Here is a 24,066-nt window from a genome sequence, read left to right as displayed (position 1 = left end):
GAGGCGCCCAACCAGCGCGCACGGTGTCCCAGAAGGTGACCACCCAACGGAGGAAATATGGCAGTGACCCTGGCCGATGTGGCGGCACGGGCTCGGGTCTCGGCGGCCACCGTGTCGCGCGTCCTGAGCGGCAACTACCCGGTCGCGGAGTCGACCCGGACCCGGGTGCTGCGTGCGGTCGACGAGCTGGAGTACGTGGTCAACGGCCCGGCAAGCGCTCTCGCCGCCGCCACGTCCGATCTGGTCGGGGTGCTCGTCAACGACATCGCGGACCCCTTCTTCGGGATCATCGCGGGCGCCGTCCAAGCCGAAATGGTCACCCCGGCCGGGGAGTCGGGCCGGGGCGGCGAGAAGCTCGCGGTCATCTGCAACACCGGTGGCTCGCCCGAGCGCGAGCTCAACTACCTCACCCTGCTCCAGCGGCAGCGCGCGGCCGCCGTCGTGCTCACCGGCGGCGCGGTCGAGCACCCCGACCACGCCGCCGCCGTGGCCACCAAGGCGTCCCGGCTGGCCGCGTCCGGCACCCGGGTGGTGCTGTGCGGCCGCCCGCCGATCGAGGACGCCACCACTCTCGCCTTCGACAACCGCGGCGGCGCCCGTCGGCTCACCGAGCATCTGCTGACCCTCGGCCACCGCCGGATCGGCTATGTGGCGGGCCCCGCCGAGCGCACCACGACCCGCCACCGGCTGGAGGGCCACCGGGCGGCGCTGGCCGCCGCCGGGGTGGACCAGGACGCGGAGCGGCTGACCGTCCACGGCCTGTACGACCGCGCCTCCGGCTATGACGCGACCCTCGAACTGCTGCGCCGCGACCGGAACCTGACCGCCATAGTCGCCGCCAACGACACCATCGCGCTCGGCGTCTGCGCGGCCCTGCGCGACCAGGGGCTGCGGATCCCCGAGGACGTCTCGGTGGCGGGCTTCGACGACCTCCCGTTCAGCGCGGACGCGGTCCCGGCCCTCACCACGATGCGGCTGCCGCTGCACGAGGCGGGCGCGCGAGCCGGACGGCTGGCCCTGGGCCGCGAGCCGCAGCCGCCGGGCGGGGTGGCGATGGTCCGGGCCGAGCTGATGGCCCGCGCCTCCACGGCGCCGCCGCGCGGCTGAGCCCTGCCGGACCGCCGCCCGACCACTGCCCCTTCCGGACCGCCGCCCGGCCGCTGGCCCCTACCGCGCGGCCTCGGGCGGCACATGGTCCAGCGGCCGCTGGTACCGGGAGCGGATCTCCTGCGGGGACAGGTCCTCCCGGCCCGTGAGGTCCACCTCGGGGTGCTCGAAGCGGAACGCGTAGCCGCCCTTGGGCAGGTGGCAGATCTCCCACCAGTTGCCGTCCAGGTCCTGGAGGTAGAAGGAGTAGGTGCCGTGCTGGCGGACGGGCTTGGTCAGCTTCTTGATCCCGTACTCGTCCTTGACCCGCTGGAGCGTCTCGTACGCCTCCCGGACCTCCTCCTCGCTCGCCAGGTCGAGCCCGTTGTGGTTCATCAGCGGCATGTCCTGGCCGGAGCCGGGGGTCTCGACGACCGCGTAGCAATGGTTGCCGCCCAGCCGTACGAACAGCGCCATGGGCGCCTGCTGCGCCACTTCGAGGCCGAGCACCTCCTCGTAGAAGCGCCGGGTGGCGGCGATGTCCCGGCACTCCAGGGTGCCGTGGGACAGGAAGCGGGTCATCAGCAGCGGCGGCTTGGTGGAACGGTGGGTGATGCCGGGCATGGTCCGTCTCTCCTCGTGAGCATTGCGTGATGTGTTGTGCCGCGCCTCAGGGCGCGGCTTGCGGTACGGGCGGTGGGGCGTCGGCGGCCCCGGACGCGGCGTGGCCGGTCGCGACGGCCTGCCGATAGGCGCGCAGCCGGTGCGGGCTGTTGCACAGCAGCGCGGCCGTGAGCTCCCCGGCCCGTCGGTAGGCGATGACGCAGCGGCGTTCCCCCAGCTCGCCCTCGACGACGGTCGCCTCGTCGCCGGGCAGCGGATGGCCGACCAGCTGGAGTTTGCAGTCGTACTGGTCGGACCAGAACATCGTGGCCGCGGTGAACGGCGACGCGGCCCCGGCGGGTGCGAGCAGCGTCGCCGCTGCGGCGTCGGCCTGGCGCAGCGCGTTGTCCCAGTGCTCGACGCGGATGAGGGCGCCACCGCGGTGGTGCGGCCAGCGGGCCACGTCCCCGGCGGCCACGATCCGGTCGGCGACGGCCAGATCCGGCCCGCACACCACACCGTCCTCCAGCGGCAGTCCGCTTCCCTCCAGCCAGCCTGTGGCGGGCCGGGCGCCGACGCCGACCAGGACGACATCGGCGGGCACCACATGGCCGTCGGTCAGGCGTACCCCGGTGACGCGCCCGTCGCCGGTGAATCCGGCGACACCGGCGCCCAGTCGCAGCCGGGTACCGTGCTCCCGGTGCAGCGCGGCCAGTTCCGCGCCCACGACATCGCCGAGGGCCCGTGCCAGGGGAGCCGTACCCGCTTCGACGAGCGTGACATCGAGGCCGAGCGCGCGGCAGGACGAGGCGACCTCGCTGCCCACGAAACCGGCCCCGACGACGGCCACCCGGGGGCTGCCCGCCAGATCCGCGCGGAAGGCGGCGGCATCGGCGAGAGTGCGCAGGACATGCACCCCCTCGGGGGTATCCACCGGCAGCCTCCGGGCCGTGGCGCCGGTGGCGATGACCAGGCCGTCGACGGTGTGGTGGCGCTCGACGCCGCCGTGGGTGTCGCGCAGGCGCAGCCGGCGGGTGCCGAGGTCGAGACCGGTCGCGCGGACGCCCGGCTCCAGGGTCACGTCCTCGGCGTCGGCCCGGAGCAGGATGTCGTCGGGTCCGATGTCCGGCGAGGTCAGGAAGCGTTTGGACAGCGCGGGCCGCTGGTAGGCGGCGCGCGGCTCGTCGCCGAACACCGTGATCGGCCCGTCGAAGCCGCGCCGCCGCAGGCCGTGCGCGGCGGCCAGACCGGCCGCGGAGCCACCGACGACGGTCACATGCCGGAGCCGGTCCCGGGCCACCACGCTCAGTCCTCCGTGATCCACAGGGCCTGCACCGGGCAGCCGCGCACCGCTTGGCGCACATCGTCCAGCAGCTCGGGCGGCGGTGTCGGGTCGAGTACGACCAGTTCGCCCCGCTCGTCGAGTTCGAGGACTTCGGGCGCGAGCCCGGTGCACATTCCGGTGACCTGACAGGCTTCGCGGTCCAGGTGCAGCTTCATCGTGACGCTCCTTGTGCGGTGTCGTGCCTCGTCATGTCTCCATTCGAGGCCCGCCGGGACCGGGCGGTCCAACACTCTTGAGCGGCCGGTGACAGTCATCTACTGTTACCGACTCGTGGACTTGGACTTACGACTTGTGCGGTACGCGGTCGTCCTGGCCGACGAGCTGCACTTCGCCCGCGCGGCCGCGCGGCTGCTGATCGCGCAGCAGACCCTCTCGTCGCAGATCAGCCGGTTGGAGAGCCGGCTCGGCGTCACGCTGTTCCTCCGGGACCGGCGTCATGTCGAGCTGACCCGCGAGGGCGAGCTGTTCGTCCGCCGCGGCCGGGAACTGCTCGCGGACGCGTCCGACCTGCTGGGTGAGTTGAGGCGCAGCGCGCCTCCGCTGCGCGTCGATGTGATCACCGAGGGGCTCACCTCGGGTGTCATCGCGCGAGAGCTCCGGCCGCGGCTGACCGATGTGACCTTGGAGGTCATCCAGGGACAGGGGTTCGCGGGAACGGTCTCGGCCCTGGTCGAAGGGGTGGTGGATCTCGCGTTCGGCCGGATCAACGGCACGGGGGAGCCGCTGCCCAGGTCACTGCGGTACCAGCTGGTGCGCCTGGAGCCCATGGGGGTCGTTCTCCCCGCCGGGCATGAACTGGCCCACCGGGCGCGGGTGCCGATGGCGGAGCTCGCCGCGTACCCGCTCCTTCTGCACACCGCGCAGGAGGCGGCCGAATGGCTGGACTGGAACCAGGAGCTCGCCACCGCGTTCGGCCTGCGCGTCGGACGGAGCCTGCACGGCCACGGCCGGGGCGCGGCCAACGCGGCCGTACTGGCCTACCGGGCTCCCTCGTTCGGGCCGCTGGAGGCGCCCATGCCGGACGGCGTGGTGGTCAGACCCGTGGTCGACCCCGTGCCCCTCTACCCGTTCTCGGTGTTCTGGCGGGCCGGGAGCAAGTCCATCCCGCTTCGCCACGCCATCACCACCATCTACGACATCGCCACCGAACACGGCTGGCTGGTGCCGCCGCGGGACGACTGGTGGCTGCCGACCGCCGACCGGCGCGGCTCCCTGTCCGTGCCGAGCGGGCTTCCCCGTACGGCCGCCCCGGCCGACGACACCCGGCCGCGGCGGTGACAGCGACGATCTGTCAGGGCACATCCGAAGCCTGTTGGACGTGGGGCCCGGCGGACCGCACACTCCCCGAGAAACGCGATGGAGGAGTGTGACGATGTCGACGGCAGCGATGCTGGAGCCGGGCGCCGGCCGGAAGATCGCCGGCGGAGCCCTGCAAGCCACCTTGAAGGTCCCCGGCGGTGCCGGCGCGCTGACCTCGACGTTCGAGGTCGTCGTGCCCCCGGGGTACGACGTGGGCGCCCACGTCCACACCACCGGTGAGGAGCTGTTCTACGTCGTCGACGGCGAGCTGGACCTCCTCGCCTTCGAGCCCGTCGCCCGTACCGAGGGCGACTGGCACACCTGGGAGACCGCTTCGGGCCGGCGCTATATGCGCGGTGGTCCGGGCTCGTTGATGTTCGTTCCGGCGGGCTGCCCCCACGCGTTCGCCAACCCCACGGGGAGACCGGCGACGATGCTGTTCCAGTCCGCTCCGTCCGGGCACGAGAACTACTTCGAGGAGCTGGCCGCGCTGCTGCGCGCCGGTGACCGGCCGGACCCCGAGGACATCGCCGAGCTGCGCCGCCGCTACGACATAGAGCAGCTCACCCCGCTGCGCGGTGGGGGTGGGCCCTCCCCCTTCCCAAATACTTGATCCGGCGCAACTATGTGGTCAAGCAAATCGCATCGACCACAGAGGCACGGAGGGACGCCGGATGGAGCCGCGCGACGATCTCGACCTGGCCGTGGACGAGGTCCGCGGCTTCAACCGGATGTACACCCGCCTGATCGGCGTCCTCGACTACCCCGGGCAGCTCAACACCCCGTACACGCTCGGCGAGGCCCGCATCCTCTACGAGCTGGCCCAGCGCGAGCGCACCCATGTCTCGGCGCTCCGGGAGCACCTGGGGGTCACCGCCGCGCATCTGAGCCGGACGCTGAGCCGGTTCGAGGAGCGCGGGCTGGTGACGCGCGAGCGCCACCACCGCGATGCCCGCTTCCAGGAGGTGCTGCTCACCGCGGAGGGCCGGGCGGCGGCGGAGGACCTGGACCGGCGCTCGCGGGAGGCGGTGACCGGGCTGCTGGCCAAGGTCCCCCGGAACGAGCTGGGGCGGCTGCGGGAGGCGCTGGCCACCGCCCGTGGCGTGTTCACCGGCCCGGCCGAACCCGAGGTGCGGCTGCGCGGATTGGAGCCGGGGGACCTGGGCTGGATCGTGCAGCGCCACGGCGCCGTGTACGCCCGGGAGTTCGGGTGGAACGCCGAGTTCGAGGCCCTGGTGGCCCGGATCGTCGGGGAGTTCGGGGCGAGCCATGACCCGGCCCGTGAGCGGGCGTGGATCGCGGAGCTCGACGGCCGCCCCGTCGGATCGGTGATGTGCGTACGGGACGAGCGGCCCGATACGGCCCGGCTGCGGCTGCTGCTCGTGGAGCCGGAGGCGCGCGGGCGGCGGCTCGGCGAGCGGCTGGTGGGCACGTGTATCGACTTCGCGCGCGAGGCGGGCTACCGCGAGCTGGTGCTGTGGACCAACGATGTCCTGACCTCCGCCCGCCGGATCTATGAGCGGGCCGGATTCGAGCTGGTCGCCGAGAAGCGGCACGGGGGCTACGGGTCGCCGCTGGTCGGCCAGGACTGGCGGCTGGCGCTGCGGGAGCCCGCGCGGGGCTGAGAGCCTGTGGGCGCGGCCCGGTGTGACGCGGATCACCGGCAGCGCGGTGCGCGCGGCGGACAGGGAGGAGTGTGGAGACTTCACTGCGCGCACGTGTGCGGTCCGGAGATCCGGATGCCTTCGGGCAGCTCTTCGACGAGCACGCCTCGGTGATCTACCGGCACGCCGTCCGGCTGACCGGCGACTGGGTCATGGCCGACGACATCGTGTCGCTGACCTTCCTGGAGGCGTGGCGGCTGCGCGAGCGGCTGCTTCCGGGCGACGGCGGCCTGCGCCCGTGGCTGCTGGGGATCGCGACGAACGTCACGCGCAACACCGCGCGGGCGGCCCGAAGACACCAGGCGGCGCTCGCCAAACTCCCGCCCCCGGACCCGGTGCCTGACTTCGCCGACGAGGTGACCCAGCGCCTGGCCGACACCGAGGAGCTGGCCGCCGCGCAGCGGGCGCTGCGCGGGATGCGGCGCGGGGAGCGGGAGGTGTTCACGCTCTGTGTGTGGGAGGGCCTGGACGCCGCCACGGTGGCCGAGGCCCTGGGTGTGGCCGTCGGCACCGTACGGGCCCGGCTCTCGCGCGCGCGAAAGCGCCTGCGCAAGCTCACCGAGCTCGAGCTCATCGGCGGCGCGGACGGCGACCAGCGCGCGGACGGCAACCAGGACGCGGACGGCAGCCAAGCCGCGATGCAACGCGCGGCCACGGTCGGACAGTTACCGGTCAGCCGCCGGCAGGCGGCTCGGTCCACGCAGGAGAAGAAGCGATGAACACCGACCCGCGACGACCCGATCAGCCGGTCGACCACCAGGAGCTGGCCACGTTGCTGCCCGCACCGGGCCGTCCGGTGCTCCGGCGGGACCGCCACCGCGTCCTGAGGGAACATCTGATGGAGCACATCGGCAACAGCGACGAGACCGTCCACGAGCGGTCCGGTACGACGAGCACCTCCCCCGCACCCCCCGCACGCCGCCGCCTCGTCCTCATCGCGGCGCCGCTGGCGCTGGCCGCCGTCGTGGGCGTGGGAGCGGTGGCGGTCGACGCCGTACGGGACGACGGCAAGAGCGGCACCACCGCCACCGGCGTCGGCGGCACCACGGCCGAGCACCGGCAAGCCGCGCAGCTGCTGGGCCGGATCGCCGTGGTGGCGGCCGACCGCCCGGCGGTCACGGTCCGCGACGACCAGTTCATCCACACCAAGTCCCGGGGGTCCTCGGCCGTATGGGGCGGCCCCACGAAGCCCGTACGGGACGCCAAGGGGAACATCATCGGCACCAAGACCTATAAGGGGAACGTCCAGAGCGACGAGTGGCGGCCCGTGACCGGTGAGCGGGACGGGCTCCGGCGCCTCACCGCGCTCACCCCGGACGACGGATTCGACCCCTCCCGGAAGCAGGACATCACCATGGCGCCGGGCACCGGATATCTGACCTTCCGGCAGCTCCAGGCCCTCCCCACCGACCCCGACGCGTTGCTGAGGAAGCTCGAGAGCGGCAACGGGGTGGTGACGTCCCGGCTGACGGAGACCGTCTTCGAGAACGTCGGAGCCATCCTCGATCAGGCCACCCTGCTGCCCGATCTCAGCGCCGCGCTCTACCGCGCCGTGGCCAAGCTGCCGGACGTGCGCGTCGTGAAGAACGTCAAGGACGGCGCGGGCCGGACCGGGATCGGCCTGACATACACCAACCGTAGGAACCCCTCGAAGACCACGCACGGCTATTGGGTCTTCGACGCGAAGAGCCTGGCCTACCTCGGGACGGACCGGAGCGCGCTCCTCGACGTCGCCGTCACCGATGACAAGGGGAAGGAGACGGCGGCCGGCGCGTCCTGAGCCGGCCGTCCAGCGGTCACAGGGCGCCCGCTCCGGCGGGCGCCCTGCTCCGCCGAGCAGGTGACGCGGCGTCACCCCGACCGGAAAACCGCTCGCGCGGAAGGCCCGGTACCGGAAGGATCGGCGCACACACACCGGCCCGTACCGCGCCCGGGCATCGCACGGGCGCCGTACGGACGACGCATCCGTGCAGCGTGCTCGCGGCGCGCGTCGGAACGGCACAAGAGCAAAGGGCGTACCCCTGAGTACCCAGCAGGTCATCGAGTGGACCGAGGACGGCCGGACCCGCACCGCCCAGTGGCGCTCCGAGAGCGGCACGCCGCCGCCCCGCCGGGTCGCGACCGCGGACGACCGGATGCCCGCCGACACCGCCCACCGCCTCGTCTGCGAGGGCACCGCGCTGCTGTGGCGCGGCGACTACCAGGGCGCCCGCCAACTGCTGACGGCGCTGGCGCGCCGGATCGACCGGGGCCCGCGCCGGGCCAAGGAGCGGCGGCCACCGGCGGCGTCCCCGGCCGAGGCGTTCCACCGGCACCGCCAGGCCCAGTCCCGGCGGGCCCGGCTGCTGGGGATGGTGCTGGTGCCGCTGGACGCGGACTTCGGCGTTCCGCTGCGCCGGGCGCCGGACGTACGGCAGGCGTGCACCGAGGCGTACGGCCCGGCGCAAGGCCCCTCGGTGGTCTCGCTCCGCGAGTTGCTCGGGCTGATCGGCGCGCATGAATGGCGGGAGAAGGGCGTCAAGGTGCGGGCGCTGGGCGGGGACCGCGTCCATCCGCACTACGGGGTCTTCTCGCCGGTGCGCGGCGAGTATGTCGATCTGGTGGCCGAGGCCCCGCTGCCCTCGCACGAGCTGGCCTTCGACATCGGCACCGGAACCGGCGTCCTGGCCGCCGTCCTCGCCCGGCGCGGCATCGAGCGGGTGGTGGCCACCGACCAGGACGCGCGGGCGCTGGTGTGCGCCCGGGAGAACGTGGCCCGGCTGGGCCTGGCCGAGCGGGTCGAGGTGGTCGAGGCCGACCTCTTCCCGCCGGGCCGCGCCCCGCTGGTGGTCTGCAACCCGCCCTGGGTCCCGGCCCGGCCCTCCTCACCCCTCGAATACGCCGTCTACGACCCGTCCGGCCGTATGCTGCACGGCTTTCTGAACGGGCTGGCCGGGCATCTGACCCCCGGCGGCGAGGGCTGGCTGATCCTCTCCGACCTCGCCGAACACCTCGGGTTGCGGCCGCGCGCCGAACTCCTGACCGCCTTCGACTCGGCGGGCCTGACGGTCCTGGACCGCCTGGACGTCCGCCCCGTCCACCCCCGCGCCTTCGACCCCACCGACCCCCTCCACTCGGCCCGCGCGGCGGAGGTGACGTCACTGTGGCGCCTGACGGCGGAGTGAGCGCCCCTCAGCCACCAGAGGACGTCCCCCGGACGGGCGCACCGGCGGCTCGCCTTCCAGCCCCTCCGGCGTTTGGTCTTCCAGCCCCTCCGGCGTTTGGTCTTCCAGCCCCTCCGGCGATTGGTCTTCCAGCCCCTCCGGCGATTGAGGAGCGGGGTCTGGGGCGGAGCCCCAGTTTCGGGAAGGGGCGGGGAGGGGAAAGCAGCCCGCCGCAGGCGTGCGCGTACCGCCGGACGCCTCGTAGGCGCACGACGGCCGGCCCCGTCCGACAAGACACGCCGCAGGCGTGATCGGCACGGCAGGATTGATTCGGCCCCCACCCCTGCTTAGCGTCCCCGATGAAGGGCAAGAAGATCCCCACATCCCGCACGACCCCCACCAAGGGAGCCCGTATGAAGCTCGCCTTCTCCACCCTCGGCGTCCCCGGTATGCCCGTGCCCGACGTGGCCCGGCTCGCCGCCGGGGCCGGGTATCACGGCGTCGAGTTGCGCGCCCACCCCGAGGAGCCGGTGCACCCGGGGATCGGGGCGGACGAACGGGCCCGGGTGGCGGCGGAGTTCCGGGACGCCGGGGTCGAGATCCTCACCGTCGCCGGATATGTGCGCGCCGCCCAGGCCGGGCCGGACGAGCCGGTGCTGACCGGGCTCGGGGAGCTGCTGGAGCTCGCCCACGACCTGGGCGCCCGCAATGTCCGGGTCTTCCCCGGCGGCGGGGAGCAGAGCGCCGAGGAGGCCGACGCCACGGCCGCCCGGCGGCTCGCCGCGGCCGCGCCCCGCGCCGCCGACCTCGGCGTACGGCTGCTGCTCGAGACCCACGACTCGCACCGGACCGGCGCGGACGCGGCCCGGGTCCTCGGGCTCGTGGGCCATGGCAGCGTGGGGGCGATCTGGGATGTGATGCACACCTGGCTGGGCGGCGAGGACCCGGCCACCAGCTATCCGGCGCTCTTCGCGCATCTGGGGTACGTCCAGGTCAAGGACATCGCCTCGGCCGAGGACACCACCCCGCTGCCGCTGGGCGAGGGGGTGCTGCCGCTGACCGAGTGCGTGGAGCTGCTCAGCCGCGAGGGCTGGGACGGCTGGCTGTGCTGGGAGTACGAGAAGCGGTGGTATCCGCAGGCACGAGCGTTCCCGGAGCTGCTGGCGCCGGGCCGGGAACATCTGCTGCGGCTGCTCGCCGACGCGGCCTGAGCCCGGGGCCCGGGGTCTCCCTCGGCCCGTCGTGACCGTTCGGCTCCGGCGGCTCGGGCGACCCGGTCAGCTCGTGCGACTCGTGCGACTCGGTCCGCTCGGGCGACTCGGACGGCTCGGGCGACTCGGGGTGGCGGCGCGCCCCCAAGCGCATCCGGCTCAGCCTCCCCGCCGGAAGCGACGTCAGCGCCACGCCACCCACCAGCAGCGCCGCCGCCAGCCAGCGCGCCGCGCTGATCCCCTCCCCCAGCACCAGCGCCGCCGAGGACATCCCGAAGACCGGTACCAGCAGCGAGAACGGGGCGACCGCCGAGGCGTCGTACGTACGCAGCAGAAAGCCCCAGACCCCGAAGCCGAACACCGTGGTGACCCAGGCGACATAGACGATCGCGCCCACCCCGGCCCAGTCGAGCCGGCTCAGCGCCTCGACATCCGGCCGCGCGCCCTCGAACAGCAGCGAGAGCAGGAGCAGCGGCAGCACCGGCACCAGGCTCACCCACACCATGAAGTTCAGGGCGTCGGGCGGCGCCGCCTTGCGGGTGAGGACGTTGGAGACGCCCCAGAAGGCCGCCGCCGCGATGACGAGGACGAAGCCGAGGAGCGGCCCCGAGGTGCCCTCGTCCACGGCGGCCACCGCGATCCCGGCGAGGGCGACGGCCATGCCCAGCAGCCGCCGCCGACCGGGGCGTTCGGCGAGGAAGACGGCCGCGAACAGCGCCGTGAACACCGCCTGGATCTGGAGCACCAGCGAGGACAGCCCGGCGGGCATCCCCTCGTGCATCCCGATGAACAGCAGCCCGAACTTCGCCACGCCCAGGGCCAGCCCCACCCCCAGGACCCATCGCCAGGCGACCCTCGGCGGGCCGACCAGGAAGACGGCGGGCAGCGCGGCCACCAGGAACCGCAGGGCGCAGAAGAGCAAGGGCGGGAAGTGGTCGAGGCCCACCTCGATGACCACGAAGTTGACCCCCCACAAGGCCGTGACCAGCACGGCGAGGGCTATGTGCACAGGTCGCATGGGTTGCGTCGATCGCATGCGTCGAGGATCGGCCGCCCGGACCTTGTAGCACCAGCGCGGATGTCTTCATGCTTGGATGCAGTAACGGTTAAAGGTGCCAGGAGGAGGCCGAAGTGCTGGATCTGGGTCGACTGCGGGCTCTGCACGCGGTGTCCGTGCACGGCTCGGTCAGCGCCGCGGCGATCGCGCTCGGCTACACCCCGTCCGCCGTGTCGCAGCAGATCGCCAAGTTGGAGCGGGAGACCCGGACGACCCTGCTGGAGCGGCAGGGCCGGGGCATCGCGCTGACCGACGCGGCCCGGCATCTGGCCGCCACCGCCCAGCAGCTGCTCGCCATCGTCGAGGAGGCCGAGACCACGCTGGAGGAGCGGCGCGGACAGCCGACCGGCCGACTGGTGATCGGCGCCTTCGCCTCGGCGGCGCGCGGGCTGATGCCCGTGGTGCTGGCCGCGCTCAGGGCCGAACACCCCTCCCTGGACGCCCGGTTGCTCGAAGTGGACCCGCATCTGTCGGTGGACCTGGTGGCGCAGGGGGTCATCGACCTGGCGGTGGCCCATGACTGGGACATCGCCCCGCTGCCCGCCCCGGAGGGGCAGGAACGGGCGGTCATCGGGGAGGATCTGTGCGATCTGCTCGTCCCGGCCGGACATCCGCTGGCCCGGGTGGCCGCACGGCGCCCGCTGCGCCGCGAGGATCTGCCGGGCCGGCGGTGGATCTGCCAGCCGCCGGGGTCGGTGTGCCACGACTGGCTGGTCCGTACGCTGCGCGCCTCGGGCCATGAGCCGGACCTGGCGTACCAGGCGGCGGAGAACCACACCCAGATCGCCCTGGTGGCGGCCGGTCTCGGCGTCGCGCTCATGCCCCGTCTGGGGCGCGGTCCGCTGCCGGACGGGGTGCTGGCGCTGCCCCTGGAGCCGGTCCCGGTACGGCGGCTGTACGCCCTGTGGCGGCCGGGCGCGGCCCGCCGCCCCGCCATCACCGAGACGGTGCGGCTCCTGGGCGACCTCTGGCCGCGCCGCACGGGCTGAGCACACCACGAGCCGCGAGCCCCCTGCGCGCCGCCGACGCTCTGGGAGGGGTGTCGCGTCGGCGGCGGGGTGCTGCTGGCCGCGGGCGGCGGAGAGGGTGGTCGGCGACGCAGCCAGCGGCGAGGCCGGGTACCGCCGTGCGGAGACTCCCCATCAGCACGCCGCTTCGACGCATCGCGACCCGCGCCGGTTCCGCGCGGGGTGCCGGACCGGCAGCTCCGCCTCGATCAGGTCCGCCGCCCGGTCCGGTCCGCCCTCCGCGGCCATCCGCGCCTTGAGCGCGGCGCACCGGGCGGCCACCTCGGGGTCGTCCACCAGATCGAGCACCGCCTTCCGCAGCGCCGGTGCCGTGGCCTCCTCCTTGGGCAGATGGCGGCCGACCCCGAGCCCTTCGAGCGTGTCCGCGTTGCGGAACTGGTCGACGGCCTGCGGTACGGCGACCATCGGCACCCCGCAGGCCAGCCCCTCCTGGGCGCCGCCCGCCCCCGCGTGGGTGACGAACGCGTCGGCCTGCCGCAACACGCTCAACTGAGGTATCCACGTGTGCACTTCGACATTGCGCGGGATCTCGCCGAGCTCGTCCGGGTCGACGAACTCGCCGATCTGGAGCACCACGTACCAGCCCGGCAGCTCACCGAACGCCGCGACGCACTCCCGGTAGAAGCCGGGCTCCCTGGTCCAGGTGGAGCCGAGCGAGATCAGCAGGATCCGGTCGGTCCCGGCGGCCCGCTCCGGGCGGCGCCACTCCGCCACGTCGCGGCGGGCGCTCTGGCAGCCGCCGACGAAGCTGTAGACGGAGGTGTCGACGCGGTCGGCGTTGGGCTGGAGCAGTTCGGGGATGAGGGCGACACAGCGGCTGGGGCGGCCGATGAGCCGGTCGGGGTCGGTGCCGGCCAGGCCGTTGTCCTCGAGCCAGGCGCGGTAGCGCGCGTAGTAGGCCCGGCCGCGCTCCGACCGCCGCATATGGGCGTACATCGGCTCGAAGACCTCTTCGCGGTAGCCGTCCCAGGGCACGAAGCTGGGCGCGAGCTCGACGGCGGACACGCCCCACCGATGGGCGAGGACATGCGCCGGGTAGGCGGTGACGTCGTACATCACCAGATCCGGCTCATCGCCCTCGTAGGCCGCCAGATGCTGCGGAAGTGCCTGCTCCGCCTCAGTGAGAAACGGCTCGATGTAGTCGATCAGATCGGAGCCTCTGGCACCCGGCACATTCTCGCCGTGGAGGATCGAGGTGTAGGTCTTCGGCTCGGCCCCGGTTTCGGCCACCTTCTCGGCGAACGACTCGGGGATGGCGTAGGTAACCCGGTGGCCGCGGGTCACCAGCTCGCGGATCACCTCCAGGCTCGGGTTGACGTGCCCGTGTGCCGCGATGCCGAACATGGCGATGTGTGTGGGGGGCTTGGCACCCGTCGGTGGGGTCATGAAAACGGAACATAAGCGAGAACGGATGCCTCATACAAATATCGCGCATACCCGGTCGAGAGTTTAGTACCGGTTTCGTGCAGGCACCAGATCACGGTCTTTAACCAGTCTTTTCCTTTAGGCTTCCGGGCCACGCGGCGGAGCCGCATTCCGCCGCTGCCGCGATGCTGTGGGAAAGGCCAACTTTCCTTGACCCGGCCGCGGTTTGTGTCCCAGCGTGTCCTGCACACCTATGGCCGCCCCCTCCGAACGTCACCATGGAAGGAGTGCGGGTGCACACGACGTCTCGCCGCGCCCTGCTCACCGCCACCCTGGCCGCCGCGGCGGCCGGTGGATGCAGCGGACCGACGAACAGCTCCCCCGCGCCCGCGGCCCCCGCGCGCCGCACCGCCGCCGGTTCCGGCAGCCCCTCCGCGACCGCCTCCCGGCCCACCACGGAGCCCGGCCGGGACCACGAGCGCGACCGCCGGCGGATCGACGAGCTCATCGGGCGGATGACGCTGGACCAGAAGATCGGCCAGCTCTTCGTGATGCGGGTGTACGGCCATTCGGCCACCCGCCCCGACCCGGCCGATGTCGCGGCCAACCGCAAGGAGATCGGGGTCGACAACGCCGCCGAGTTGATCGCGAAGTATCACGTGGGCGGGGTGATGTACATCGGATGGGCACACAACATCCGCGATCCCCACCAGGTGGCCGCGCTCTCCAACGGCATCCAGAAGGCCGCGCTGGCCACTTCCGTGCCGGTCCCCGTCCTGCTCTCCACCGACCAGGAGTACGGCACCGTGGCCCGGGTCGGCGCGCCCGCCACGCTGTTCCCGGGCGCCATGGCGCTCGGCGCGGGCGGCAGCGCGGCCGATGCCCGTACGGCGGCCCGCACCGCCGGAGCGGAGCTGGCCGCGCTCGGCATCCGGCAGGACTACGCCCCGATCGCGGACGTCAACGTCGACCCCGCCAACCCGGTGATCGGCGTGCGCTCCTTCGGCGCCGATCCGAAGGCCGTGGCCCGGATGGTGGCGGCGCAGGTGGAGGGCTATCAGAGCGCCGGGGTCGCGGCCACCGCCAAGCACTTCCCCGGCCACGGCGACACCAGCGTGGACAGCCATGTGGGCCTGCCGCGGATCACCCACTCCCGGAAGGAGTGGGAGCGGCTGGACGCGCCGCCGTTCCGGGCCGCGATCGAGGCCGGGATCGACTCGATCATGACGGCCCATCTGCTCTTCCCCGCGCTCGACCCGGCCGACGACCCCGCAACCCTCTCGCGCCCCATCCTCACCGGTGTGCTCCGCGAGGAGCTGGGTTACGACGGGGTCGTGGTCACCGACTCGCTCGGCATGGCGGGGGTGCGGAAGAAGTACGGCGACGACCGGGTGCCGGTGCTGGCGCTCAAGGCGGGCGTGGACCAGCTGCTCAACCCGCCGAGCCTGTCCCTCGCCTTCGAGGGCGTGCGCAAGGCCGTCAAGGCGGGCGAGCTCAGCGAGGACCGGATCGACCGCTCGCTGCGGCGCGTCCTCGAACTCAAGGTGCGCCGAGGCCTGTTCGAAGAGCCGTACACCAGCGACCGCGCGGTCAACCGCACCGTGGGCACCCGGGAGCACCGCGCCACCGCCGACCGCATCGCCGAGCGCACCACCACCCTGATCACCAACCGCGGCGGGCTGCTGCCGCTGTCGCCGCGCCGCCACCGCGATCTGCTGGTGGTGGGCGTGGACGCGGCGGCGCCCTCCGGCACCGGCGGCCCGCCGACGTCCGTCCTGGCCCGCGCCCTGTCCGGCCTCGGCTTCCGCACGGAGGCGCTGACCACGGGCACCGCCAGCTCCCCCGGCCCCTCCCCGCAGCGCATCGAGGCGGCGGTCGCCGCGGCGCGGGAACGGGACGCGGTGATCGTGACGACGTACGACATCGCCGCCGGCTCCGCCCAGCGCGCCCTGGTGGCACGGCTGGTGGCCACCGGCGTGCCGGTGGTGCACCTGGCCCTGCGCAACCCCTACGACATCGCGCGCCTGAACGGCCGCGACACGGCCCCCGGCGCCTCGCTGGCCGCCTACTGCTGGACGGATGTGGAACTGCGCGCCGCCGCCCGCGTCATCGCGGGCCGGACCACCCCGCACGGCAAACTGCCGGTGGCGATCCGGCACGCCGACGACCCGTCCCGGGTTCTGTACCCGATCGGACACGGGCTGAGCTACTGAGCGCTCCGCGGGAAGTGCCACGAGATGCCGTCGTGCGTCTGCGGCCGCATCGTGGCTGGTCGCCCACGCGGCGGAGCCGCATATCGACACAGCCCCGCACCCCTTCGGGGCGCTGCCCGAACCCGTAGCGGACTTCCTCCGACCTGCTTAACGGTCTCCGACGGTACGCGTACGCCTGCGGCGGGCTTGGTCCCCTACCCGCCCCTTCCCACGCGGCGTCGATGTGCGGCTCCGCCGCGTGGGGGCTCCGCCCCAGACCCCGGGGTCCAGGGGCAAAGCCCCTGGTACGGGAAGGGGCGGGGAGGGGAAAGCATCGCCCGCAGGGCACCCCCTGGCGCCCGGGCCCGACCGGGGCCCCGCGGACGCGCCCTACGGGCGCAGCGTCACCGGCTCGCGCTCGGTCTCGCGGCGGTCGAGCTTCGCGTTGTGCCGGGCGAGGGGCTTGCTCGTCGGGCTGACGCCCGCCCAGCGCTGCACCTCCGCGGTGGCCTTGGCCTTCTGGTCGCCCGCCAGCTGGGCGATGCTGGAGCCGTGGTTGCCGCCGGCCACCGTGTAGACGTACGCGTCCTTGGCGCCCTTGCCGACCTGGAAGCGCTCGGCGCCCCACGGGTCGTTCTGGCCGTAGACGAAGAGCATCCGGTGGGCGTCGTGCCGGACCCAGCGGTCGATGTCCCGCATCACGCCCTGCTTGAAGCGCATCGGGATGTCACGCGGCACATAGTTGCGCGGGGCGTAGATGCCGGGGTAGCGCAGCAGCCCGGCCAGGTGCGGGGTCTCGAAGGTGGGCGAGCCGAGCTCGGTGCCCGCCTGGTAGTAGTACGGCGTGTAGGTCTCCAGGCCCTGGTCGGTGTAGGCGGAGAAGCCCGAGATCTCGTCGATGAAGCCGTACAGCTCGTCGGTGGACGCGGTCGGGGCCGGGACGTCCGCGCAGTCCTTCAGCAGGTGGTACTGCCAGAAGGCCCACACCAGGTCCAGGACCACGTTCTCGTACGCCTTGTCGGCGCTGCCGACGACGGTGAAGGTCTGCTTCTTGTCGTCCGCCCACTTCTGGTAGCGCTTCACGATCTCGTCGCGCCGCACCAGCGCCTCGCGCTGCACCGCGTTGAGCTTGGTGCGGCATTCGGCGGTGCCGACGCCCGCGAAGAAGCGGTCGTAGGCGGAGTCCTCGTCGTTGACGACGTCATTGGGCGCGACATAGGCGACGGTGCCCGCCATGTCGTTCGGGTAGAAGCGCCGGTAGTAGGTGGCCGTCATCCCGCCCTTGCTGCCGCCGGTGGCCAGCCACTTCTTGCCGTAGATGGGCTTCAGGGCCCGGAAGAGGCGGTGCTGGTCGCTCGCGGCCTGCCAGATGTCCAGCTTGGACCAGTCGGCGGGCTGCGGCCGGGAGGGAGTGAAGAATCGGTACTCCATGGACACCTGATTGCCGTCCACCAGCTGCGTGGGCTCACTGCGGCGCGGTGCGGTGGTGACGTTGTAGCCCGAGGTGTAGAAGACCGTGGGCCGGTCGGTGGCCTTGTGCAGCAGCGTGAACCGCTGCTGGAAGGTGCCCTTGGAGGGATGCCGGTGGTCCACCGGCTGGGCGTAGCTGAAGACGAGGAACCGATAGCCCTCGTAGGGCTGCTCCTCCACGAAACGCATTCCGGGAATCGCCAGGACACGCTCCTTGATGTCCGGCTGGGCGGGGGCGGCCGGTGCCGCGGACGCGCTTCCGGCGCCCGCGCCGACCGCCCCCACCAGTATCGCGAGCGACAACAGCCATCTGAGCATCTTGCGCATGCACCCTCCCCATTGTTGCCGTGTAGACCCTTTGCCCCGTGAATTCGCACAGGTCGCCGAGAACCTATCCGGGCACACACTCGCGTCGCCAGATGCCGTCAACGCTCCAACCCGAGGCCGAATACGGAGAGTTGTTACCCCCGCCCTCTTTCGTAGCGGGCTGTGATGGCTCATGCTGCCTGTATGGACCGAGACGAACGGCACGACCGGAGTGAACGGGCCGAGCGGCTGACGCGGTATCTGAACGAATTGCAGGAACGGATCGATCCTCGCTCGCTCGAGCTGCTGATGCGGCTGCTGCGCGAGTTGAGCACCTCACCGGCCGTCCGCGGGGGGACGTACGAGCTCGGGATGGGACCGGAGGAGAAGGAGCTCTTCACCCCCGCTCTCCAGGCTGAGCTGCTGGTGTTGTTCGGCCTGCTCACCTCCCAGGACGAGCGTGTGGTGGTCGACCTCGGCGACAGTCCGCACGCCAAGGGCATGAAGGTGCTGGTGCCTCAGGAGCGGGCCGGGGACCCCGACTTCCTGCACCGCCACAAGCAGCGGGTGGCGGCCGAGGCGGAGCAGCGCGAGCGGGACCGGCGGGAGGTGGAGGGCATAGCGAGGGCCAGCGGCATGGAACCGTGACGTTACCGTACGTAACAACGGGCGAACGCTGAGCGTTACCGGTCGTAAGCCGGATGACCGGTGCGGAAGAAGTCCGCTGCGGTTCGACAGCGCCCCGAAGGGGCGCGGGGCTGTGTCGATGTGCGGCTCCGCCGCGCGGGCGCGACCAGCCACGACGGAGCCGCAGACGGCCAAGCACCGGTTACGCCACGGCGGGAGCCGTCTCACCCGAAAAGGTGCGCCACAGCGCGGCGTACCGCCCATCCCGCGCCACCAGCTCCTCATGGGTGCCGTCCTCGACGACCCGGCCGTGGTCCAGGACCACCACCCGGTCCGCACGGGCGGCGGTGGTCAGCCGGTGGGCGACGACCAATGTGGTGCGCCGTCCGGTCAGACGATCCGTGGCCTGGTTGACCAGGGCCTCGGTGGCCAGATCGAGCGCGGCCGTGGCCTCGTCGAGCAGCAGGATGTCCGGGTTCACCAGCTCGGCGCGCGCCAGCGCGATCAACTGCCGCTGACCGGCGGAGAGATTGCGCCCGCGCTCGGAGACCTCGTGCAGATAGCCACCGTCGAGCGACGCCACCATGGCATGGGCGCCGACCGCCCGCGCGGCGGCCTCAACCTCCGCGTCGCTCGCGCCGGGCCGTCCGTAGGCGATGGCGTCGCGCACCGTCCCGGGGAAGAGATACGGCTCCTGCGGGACCACCCCGAGGTGGCCGCGGTATCCGGTGAGGTCGAGTTCGCGCAGATCCACACCGTCCACCCGCACGGCGCCCTCCGTCGGGTCGTAGAACCGCGCCACCAGCTTGACCAGAGTGGACTTACCGGCCCCGGTCTCCCCGACGAACGCCACGGTCTGCCCCGAGGGGATCGTGAGCGAGATGCCCGCCAGCGCCTCCTCGCCGTCCCCGTACCGGAACCGCACATCGTCGAAGGCGATCTCGCCACGCATCGCGCGCACCTCGCGCGGGGCCTCGGCCACCGGTGTGGTGGTGGGCTCGCGCAGCAACTCCTGGATGCGGCCCAGCGAAACGGTGGCCTGCTGATAGCCGTCGAAGACCTGGGAGAGCTGCTGGACGGGGGCGAAGAACAGGTCGATGTAGAGGAGATAGGCCACCAGCGCGCCCGCCGTCAGCGTGCCGTCACCGACCCGCCCGGCGCCCACGATGAGCACCAGCGCGGAGGCCACGGACGACAGCAGCTGGACGAACGGGAAGTACACCGAGATCAGCCGCTGGCCACGGATCCGCGCCTGGCGGTAGGAGTCGCTGCGCGCCGCGAACCGCTCCCGGCCGGACCGCTCGCGCCGGAACGCCTGCACGATCCGCAGCCCCGCCACGCTCTCCTGGAGGTCCGCGTTGACCACGCTCACGCGCTCGCGGGCCAGTTCGTACGCCTTGACGCTGCGGCGCCGGAAGACCACCGTGCCGAGGATGAGCGGCGGCAGGGTCAGGAAGACCACCAGCGCGAGCTCCACGTCGATGATGAGCAGCGCCACCAGGATGCCGAAGAAGGTCAGCAGGCTGACCACGGCGGTGACGAGGCCGGTCTGGAGGAACGTGGACAGCGCGTCGACGTCGGTGGTCATCCGCGTCATGATCTTGCCGCTCAGCTCGCGCTCGTAGTAGTCGAGACCGAGCCGCTGGAGCTGGGCGAAGATCTTCACGCGGAGTGCGTAGAGCACCCGTTCACCGGTCCGCCCGGTCATCCGGGTCTCGCCGATCTGGGCGGCCCACTGCGCGAGGACGACGAGGAGCGCGAGCCCGGAGGCGGCCCACACCGCGCCGAGCGAGAGCCGCTGGACGCCCTGGTCGATCCCGTGCCGGATGAGCACGGGCAGCAGCAGCCCGGCGATCGCGTCCACGGCCACGAGCGCCAGCGCGACCAGGAGCGGTGCCCCGAAACCGCGCAGCAGCCGCCGCAGCCCGTACGCCTCCTCGGGGCGGGCGGCCCGCTCCTCGTCGATGTCGGGGGTGTCGGTGGCGGGCGGCAGGGCGGCGACCTTGGCGAGCAGCTCGGGGGTGGCGGGCATCCCGGACAGCGCCCCCGCGAGCCCCGGCCCGGCCACGGCACCGGCCCCCGCGCCCGCCGCCGTGTCGCCCTTACGGCCGTTACCATCGGGCCGCACCCATAGCTCCGGGGTCACCCGAAGCTCGCGGCCCGCCCCGGCCCCGTCGGGCCGGGCTCCCCTCGCGAGACACGGCTCGCTCGGGCCCTCAGCGCCCGGCTCACCGCCGGACGCCCCGGCGAACCCCGTCGCCCCCGCCCGGTCCCCGGCGCCGGCGTGGTCGGGGTCGTCCCCACCGTGGGAGCGCCCCCGCACCCTCTCCGTGGCCGCGGCACCGGCGTCCCCGCTCCCGTCCGCGGCAGACGGTGCCCAGGGCTCGGGCGTCAGCCCGCCCCGGCGCGTTTCGCCGACGGCGTGCGCCGGGTCATCCCCGCCGCGCGGCCACAAGCGCGCGGACGGATCCGCCGCCGCGCCACGCGGCTCGGCCCGGCCCTCCGCCGGGCGGTCGCCGTCCGTGGACGGCTCACCGTCGAGACACGGCTCGGCCAACCCCGTCACGGCGGCCTCCCCGCCGAACGCGGCGGCGAACCCCGACGCGTGCGTGGCGCCGCCGCCACGCGGCTCGGCATGGTCCGGAGCCGGGCCGTCGGCCCCGGCCGATGGCCGGTGGCCGTTCCCGGTCGGACCGCCGCCCGGGGCGGCGACGCCCTCGGCGTCATCCGTCAGCAGCCGCCGGTACAGCTCGCTCCGGGCCCTCAGCTCCTCGTCCGTGCCCACGTCCGCGACCCGGCCCCGGTCCATCACCGCGATGCGGTCGGCGAGGGCGAGGGTGGAGGGGCGGTGGGCGATCAGCAGGGTGGTGCGGCCTGCCATGACGCCCCGGAGCGCCTCGTGGATCTCGTGCTCGACGCGCGCGTCCACCGCCGAGGTGGCGTCGTCCAGGACGAGCAGCCGGGGGTCGGTGAGGATCGCGCGGGCCAGGGCCAGCCGCTGGCGCTGGCCGCCGGAGAGGGTCAGCCCCTGCTCGCCGACCTCGGTGTCATAGCCGTCGGGCAGCTCGGAGATGAAGCCGTCGGCCTGCGCGGCGCGGGCGGCGGCCAGGATCCGCTCCTCGCTCGCGTCCGGCTGCCCGTAGGCGAGGTTGGCGCGCACGGTGTCGGAGAAGAGAAAGCTGTCCTCCGGCACCAGCCCGACCGCCCCGCGCAGCGAGTCGTACGTCAGCTCCCGCACGTCGTGGCCGCCGATCCGCACCGCGCCCGACGACACGTCGTAGAAGCGCGGCAGCAGCATGGACAGCGTCGACTTGCCGCTTCCGGAGGCGCCCACGACGGCCAGGGTCTCGCCCGGCTCGATGCGCAGGGACACCTCGGAGAGCACGGGCCGCTCGGGGTCGTAGCCGAAGCTCACCCGGTCGAACTCGACCGTCGCCGGGGCGTCCTCGGGAAGCTCCCGGGCGTCGGGGCGCTCGTCGATGACGGGCTCGGTGTCGATGAGCTCGAAGACGCGCTCGACCCCGGCCCGCGCCTGCTGCCCGATGGTCAGCAGCATGGTGAGCATCCGCACCGGGCCCACGAGCTGGGCGAGGTAGGTCGAGAACGCCACGAAGGTGCCGAGGGTGATCTGGCCCCGCGTGGCCATCCAGCCGCCGAGCGCCAGCATGGCGACCTGACCGAGGGCGGGGACGGCCTGGAGGGCCGGGGTGTAGCGGGAGTTCAGCCGTACGGTCCGCAGCCGGGCGGCGAACAGCCGCCGGCCGACCTCGCGCAGCTTGTCGGTCTCCTGCGCCTCCTGCCCGAACCCCTTGACCACCCGGACACCGGTCACGGCCCCGTCGACCACGCCCGCGACGGCGGCCGCCTGCCCCTGGGCGTACCAGGTGGCGGGGAAGAGGCGGATGCGGCTGCGCGAGGCGAGGATCCACAGGGCGGGGGCGACGGCGAGGGCGACGACGGTGAGCAGCGGCGAGAGCACGGCCATCACGACGAGCGAGACCAGGAAGAGCAGAATGTTGCCGATCATCATCGGCACCATGAAGAGCACGCCCTGGATCAGCTGGAGGTCGCTGGTGGCGCGGCCGATGATCTGGCCGGTGGAGAGCTTGTCCTGCCGTCTGCCGTCGAAGCGGGCGATGGCCGCGAACATCTCGGTGCGCAGGGCGTGCTGGACGTCGAGGGCGAGCCGTCCGCCGTAGAAGCGGCGGATGTAGGTGAGGACGTACACCACGAGGGCGGCGACGATCAGCAGGGTGGCCCAGGGGGCGAGGGACCGGTCGTGCGAGACGATCACATCGTCGATGATCAGCTTCGGCACCAGCGGGACGAGGGCCATGACGGCCATTCCGGCGAGCGAGGCGCCGAGGGCGAGCAGCACGTCGCTGCGGTACTGCCAGCAGTAGCCGAACAGCCGCCTTACCCAGCCCTGCCCGACGTCCGGACCATCCGCGCCCGTCCCCCCGGCACCCCCATTGCCCGTTTCACCCGATGCGCCCGCCGCTACGTCCGCCACCCGTGAACCTCCCGATCCGCACACGCTTCCGGAAGGCACCAACACACTGATGTGCGGATTTCATCCTGTCGCAACAAATGGATCGGGGCGCGGCCGGCCGTGGGTCGCCCGGGGCATCTTTCCCCTCCCCGCCCCTTCCCGATACCAGGGGCTCCGCCCCTGGAACCCCGGGGGCCCGGGAAGCCCGGGGGTCCGGGGGGTCCGGGGGTCCGGGGGCCCGGGGGTCCGGGAAGCCCGGGGCCCGGGGGGCTGGAGGCCCAGGGGGCTGGGGACCCAGGGAGGCGAGGCCCCTGTTCCGGGGCCCGGAGCGAAGCACCCGTTCCGACGCCCGGAGCGAAGCGCCTGCTCCGAGAGCTGGGGCGGAGCGCCCGTTCCGGAGCCTGGACGGGAGCACCCGCTCCGGGGCCCGGGGCGAAGCACCCATCCCGGAGCCTGGAGGGGACCACCCGTTCCGGAACCTGAGGCGAAGCCCCGTTCCGAGGCCTGGGGCAAGGCACCTGTTCCAGAGCCCGAGGCAAAGCACCCGCCCCGGGACCTGAGGCGAAGCGCCCGCTCCGGGGCCCGGGACGGAGCGCCCGCTCCGGGGCCCGGGGCGGAGCCCCGGTTTCGGGGGCTGGGGCGGAGTCCCAGTTTCGGGAAGGGGCGGGGAGGGGAGGCAGCCCGCCGCAGGCGGCGCGAGCCGGGCGGTCCCGGCTAAGCAGGTCGGAGGAAGTCCGCTACGGTTCGGGCAGCGCCCCGAAGGGGCGCGGGGAACTGCGCGACCAGCCACGACGGCGCCGCAGTCGGCCGACGACCCATCGCGACACTTCCAGCGGAGCGCTTAGGCCGCTTCCTCCGTCGCCCCCTCCCCCCGCTCCGGAGCGGTCACCGCGGCGCAGCGCTCCGCGATCTCGCCCAGGGTCAGTCCGAGGGTCGCGGCGAGGGCCGCGATGGTGAAGAAGGCGGGGGTCGGGGCCCGGCCGGTCTCGATCTTCCGGAGGGTCTCGGCGGAGATCCCGGCCCCGGCGGCGACATCGGCCATGCTCCGTTCGCCACGGGCCTGCCGCAGCAGAGCGCCGAGGAAGCGGCCGCGTTCACGTTCCAGCGGGGTGAGAGGGGTGCGCACCATGACCGTGATACTAATACCGGTATAGTAATTGGTGCACACCGAACCGGCG

The 24,066-nt window shown here is 73.1% G+C and carries 18 protein-coding genes and 1 pseudogene; 11 read left to right on the top strand and 8 right to left on the bottom strand.

Features of this window, described 5'->3' with window-relative positions; all coding sequences use genetic code 11:
* Positions 1 to 57 precede the first annotated feature (57 nt).
* Positions 58 to 1,107, top strand: a complete 1,050-nt coding sequence (locus ACT2CW_RS32420; RefSeq protein WP_432047204.1) for a LacI family DNA-binding transcriptional regulator — start codon at positions 58 to 60, stop codon at positions 1,105 to 1,107.
* 60 nt (positions 1,108 to 1,167) lie between these two features.
* Here the strand turns inward: ACT2CW_RS32420 and ACT2CW_RS32415 are convergent, their stop codons facing one another.
* Genes ACT2CW_RS32415 through ACT2CW_RS32405 form a run of 3 tightly spaced genes read right to left on the bottom strand, consistent with a single transcriptional unit; the run spans position 1,168 to position 3,189 of the window.
* Positions 1,168 to 1,710, bottom strand: a complete 543-nt coding sequence (locus tag ACT2CW_RS32415; RefSeq protein WP_414081472.1) for a VOC family protein — start codon at positions 1,708 to 1,710, stop codon at positions 1,168 to 1,170.
* Positions 1,711 to 1,756: 46 nt separating this feature from the next.
* Entirely contained in the window at positions 1,757 to 3,013 is a 1,257-nt protein-coding gene (locus tag ACT2CW_RS32410; RefSeq protein ID WP_445519181.1) for an NAD(P)/FAD-dependent oxidoreductase, read from the bottom strand.
* Positions 2,995 to 3,189, bottom strand: a complete 195-nt coding sequence (locus ACT2CW_RS32405; protein ID WP_182471168.1) for a ferredoxin — start codon at positions 3,187 to 3,189, stop codon at positions 2,995 to 2,997. The genes ACT2CW_RS32410 and ACT2CW_RS32405 overlap by 19 nt, the downstream gene beginning before the upstream one ends.
* Before the next feature lie 115 nt (positions 3,190 to 3,304).
* Here ACT2CW_RS32405 and ACT2CW_RS32400 point away from each other — a divergent pair, with 115 nt between their 5' ends.
* From ACT2CW_RS32400 to ACT2CW_RS32370, 7 genes are all read left to right on the top strand, one after another.
* Positions 3,305 to 4,312 (top strand): LysR family transcriptional regulator, encoded by a 1,008-nt coding sequence (locus ACT2CW_RS32400; protein ID WP_445519180.1) that lies wholly within the window; start codon positions 3,305 to 3,307, stop codon positions 4,310 to 4,312.
* A gap of 94 nt (positions 4,313 to 4,406) precedes the next feature.
* On the top strand, positions 4,407 to 4,946 hold the full coding sequence (locus ACT2CW_RS32395) for a cupin domain-containing protein (protein WP_445519179.1): 540 nt from the start codon (positions 4,407 to 4,409) through the stop codon (positions 4,944 to 4,946).
* Positions 4,947 to 5,007: 61 nt separating this feature from the next.
* The gene (locus ACT2CW_RS32390; protein ID WP_445519178.1) at positions 5,008 to 5,958 is read left to right on the top strand and encodes a bifunctional helix-turn-helix transcriptional regulator/GNAT family N-acetyltransferase; all 951 of its coding nucleotides are present in this window, start codon (positions 5,008 to 5,010) and stop codon (positions 5,956 to 5,958) included.
* A 71-nt stretch (positions 5,959 to 6,029) separates the two neighbouring features.
* On the top strand, positions 6,030 to 6,716 hold the full coding sequence (locus tag ACT2CW_RS32385) for an RNA polymerase sigma factor (protein WP_445519177.1): 687 nt from the start codon (positions 6,030 to 6,032) through the stop codon (positions 6,714 to 6,716).
* A complete protein-coding gene (locus ACT2CW_RS32380; RefSeq protein WP_445519176.1) occupies positions 6,713 to 7,777 on the top strand; it encodes a CU044_5270 family protein in 1,065 nt (354 codons plus the stop codon). Before ACT2CW_RS32385 ends, ACT2CW_RS32380 begins: the two co-directional genes overlap by 4 nt.
* 241 nt (positions 7,778 to 8,018) lie before the next feature.
* On the top strand, positions 8,019 to 9,161 hold the full coding sequence (locus tag ACT2CW_RS32375) for a methyltransferase (protein WP_414081504.1): 1,143 nt from the start codon (positions 8,019 to 8,021) through the stop codon (positions 9,159 to 9,161).
* A gap of 392 nt (positions 9,162 to 9,553) precedes the next feature.
* Positions 9,554 to 10,351, top strand: coding sequence for a sugar phosphate isomerase/epimerase family protein (locus tag ACT2CW_RS32370; protein WP_037953080.1), 798 nt, complete (start codon positions 9,554 to 9,556; stop codon positions 10,349 to 10,351).
* 112 nt (positions 10,352 to 10,463) lie between these two features.
* On the opposite strand, the pseudogene ACT2CW_RS32365 reads toward ACT2CW_RS32370, so the two are convergent.
* A pseudogene (locus tag ACT2CW_RS32365) lies at positions 10,464 to 11,369 on the bottom strand (EamA family transporter); the annotation flags it as partial.
* A 113-nt stretch (positions 11,370 to 11,482) separates the two neighbouring features.
* Between ACT2CW_RS32365 and ACT2CW_RS32360 the strand changes: the two are divergent.
* Positions 11,483 to 12,397: a LysR family transcriptional regulator gene (locus ACT2CW_RS32360; protein ID WP_037953081.1), complete on the top strand. Its 915-nt coding sequence runs from the start codon at positions 11,483 to 11,485 to the stop codon at positions 12,395 to 12,397.
* 153 nt (positions 12,398 to 12,550) lie between these two features.
* On the opposite strand, the gene ACT2CW_RS32355 is transcribed toward ACT2CW_RS32360, so the two are convergent.
* Positions 12,551 to 13,822 (bottom strand): macrolide family glycosyltransferase, encoded by a 1,272-nt coding sequence (locus ACT2CW_RS32355; protein WP_445519175.1) that lies wholly within the window; start codon positions 13,820 to 13,822, stop codon positions 12,551 to 12,553.
* Between the two features lie 257 nt (positions 13,823 to 14,079).
* On the opposite strand from ACT2CW_RS32355, the gene ACT2CW_RS32350 reads away from it, so the two are divergent.
* Positions 14,080 to 16,014: a glycoside hydrolase family 3 protein gene (locus ACT2CW_RS32350; protein WP_445519174.1), complete on the top strand. Its 1,935-nt coding sequence runs from the start codon at positions 14,080 to 14,082 to the stop codon at positions 16,012 to 16,014.
* A gap of 369 nt (positions 16,015 to 16,383) precedes the next feature.
* Here the strand turns inward: ACT2CW_RS32350 and ACT2CW_RS32345 are convergent, their stop codons facing one another.
* A complete protein-coding gene (locus tag ACT2CW_RS32345; RefSeq protein ID WP_182471174.1) occupies positions 16,384 to 17,790 on the bottom strand; it encodes a S28 family serine protease in 1,407 nt (468 codons plus the stop codon).
* A 183-nt stretch (positions 17,791 to 17,973) separates the two neighbouring features.
* On the opposite strand from ACT2CW_RS32345, the gene ACT2CW_RS32340 reads away from it, so the two are divergent.
* On the top strand, positions 17,974 to 18,417 hold the full coding sequence (locus ACT2CW_RS32340) for a hypothetical protein (protein WP_020871152.1): 444 nt from the start codon (positions 17,974 to 17,976) through the stop codon (positions 18,415 to 18,417).
* Between the two features lie 181 nt (positions 18,418 to 18,598).
* Here the strand turns inward: ACT2CW_RS32340 and ACT2CW_RS32335 are convergent, their stop codons facing one another.
* Entirely contained in the window at positions 18,599 to 22,807 is a 4,209-nt protein-coding gene (locus ACT2CW_RS32335) for an ABC transporter transmembrane domain-containing protein (RefSeq protein WP_445519213.1), read from the bottom strand.
* Between the two features lie 922 nt (positions 22,808 to 23,729).
* Positions 23,730 to 24,017 (bottom strand): helix-turn-helix domain-containing protein, encoded by a 288-nt coding sequence (locus ACT2CW_RS32330; protein WP_445519173.1) that lies wholly within the window; start codon positions 24,015 to 24,017, stop codon positions 23,730 to 23,732.
* Positions 24,018 to 24,066: the final 49 nt, after the last annotated feature.

It is taken from the genome of Streptomyces sp. NEAU-174, from assembly GCF_052665095.1.
This window is presented reverse-complemented; position numbering and strand designations above follow the sequence as displayed.

Bases quoted from the DNA above. Each gene is read 5' to 3' on its own strand.
- ACT2CW_RS32420 (WP_432047204.1), top strand. From the start codon at position 58: ATGGCAGTGACCCTGGCCGATGTGGCGGCACGGGCTCGGGTCTCGGCG.
- ACT2CW_RS32415 (WP_414081472.1), bottom strand. From the start codon at position 1,710: ATGCCCGGCATCACCCACCGTTCCACCAAGCCGCCGCTGCTGATGACC.
- ACT2CW_RS32405 (WP_182471168.1), bottom strand. From the start codon at position 3,189: ATGAAGCTGCACCTGGACCGCGAAGCCTGTCAGGTCACCGGAATGTGC.
- ACT2CW_RS32395 (WP_445519179.1), top strand. From the start codon at position 4,407: ATGTCGACGGCAGCGATGCTGGAGCCGGGCGCCGGCCGGAAGATCGCC.
- ACT2CW_RS32390 (WP_445519178.1), top strand. From the start codon at position 5,008: ATGGAGCCGCGCGACGATCTCGACCTGGCCGTGGACGAGGTCCGCGGC.
- ACT2CW_RS32380 (WP_445519176.1), top strand. From the start codon at position 6,713: ATGAACACCGACCCGCGACGACCCGATCAGCCGGTCGACCACCAGGAG.
- ACT2CW_RS32370 (WP_037953080.1), top strand. From the start codon at position 9,554: ATGAAGCTCGCCTTCTCCACCCTCGGCGTCCCCGGTATGCCCGTGCCC.
- ACT2CW_RS32355 (WP_445519175.1), bottom strand. From the start codon at position 13,822: ATGACCCCACCGACGGGTGCCAAGCCCCCCACACACATCGCCATGTTC.
- ACT2CW_RS32350 (WP_445519174.1), top strand. From the start codon at position 14,080: ATGGAAGGAGTGCGGGTGCACACGACGTCTCGCCGCGCCCTGCTCACC.
- ACT2CW_RS32345 (WP_182471174.1), bottom strand. From the start codon at position 17,790: ATGCGCAAGATGCTCAGATGGCTGTTGTCGCTCGCGATACTGGTGGGG.
- ACT2CW_RS32340 (WP_020871152.1), top strand. From the start codon at position 17,974: ATGGACCGAGACGAACGGCACGACCGGAGTGAACGGGCCGAGCGGCTG.
- ACT2CW_RS32330 (WP_445519173.1), bottom strand. From the start codon at position 24,017: ATGGTGCGCACCCCTCTCACCCCGCTGGAACGTGAACGCGGCCGCTTC.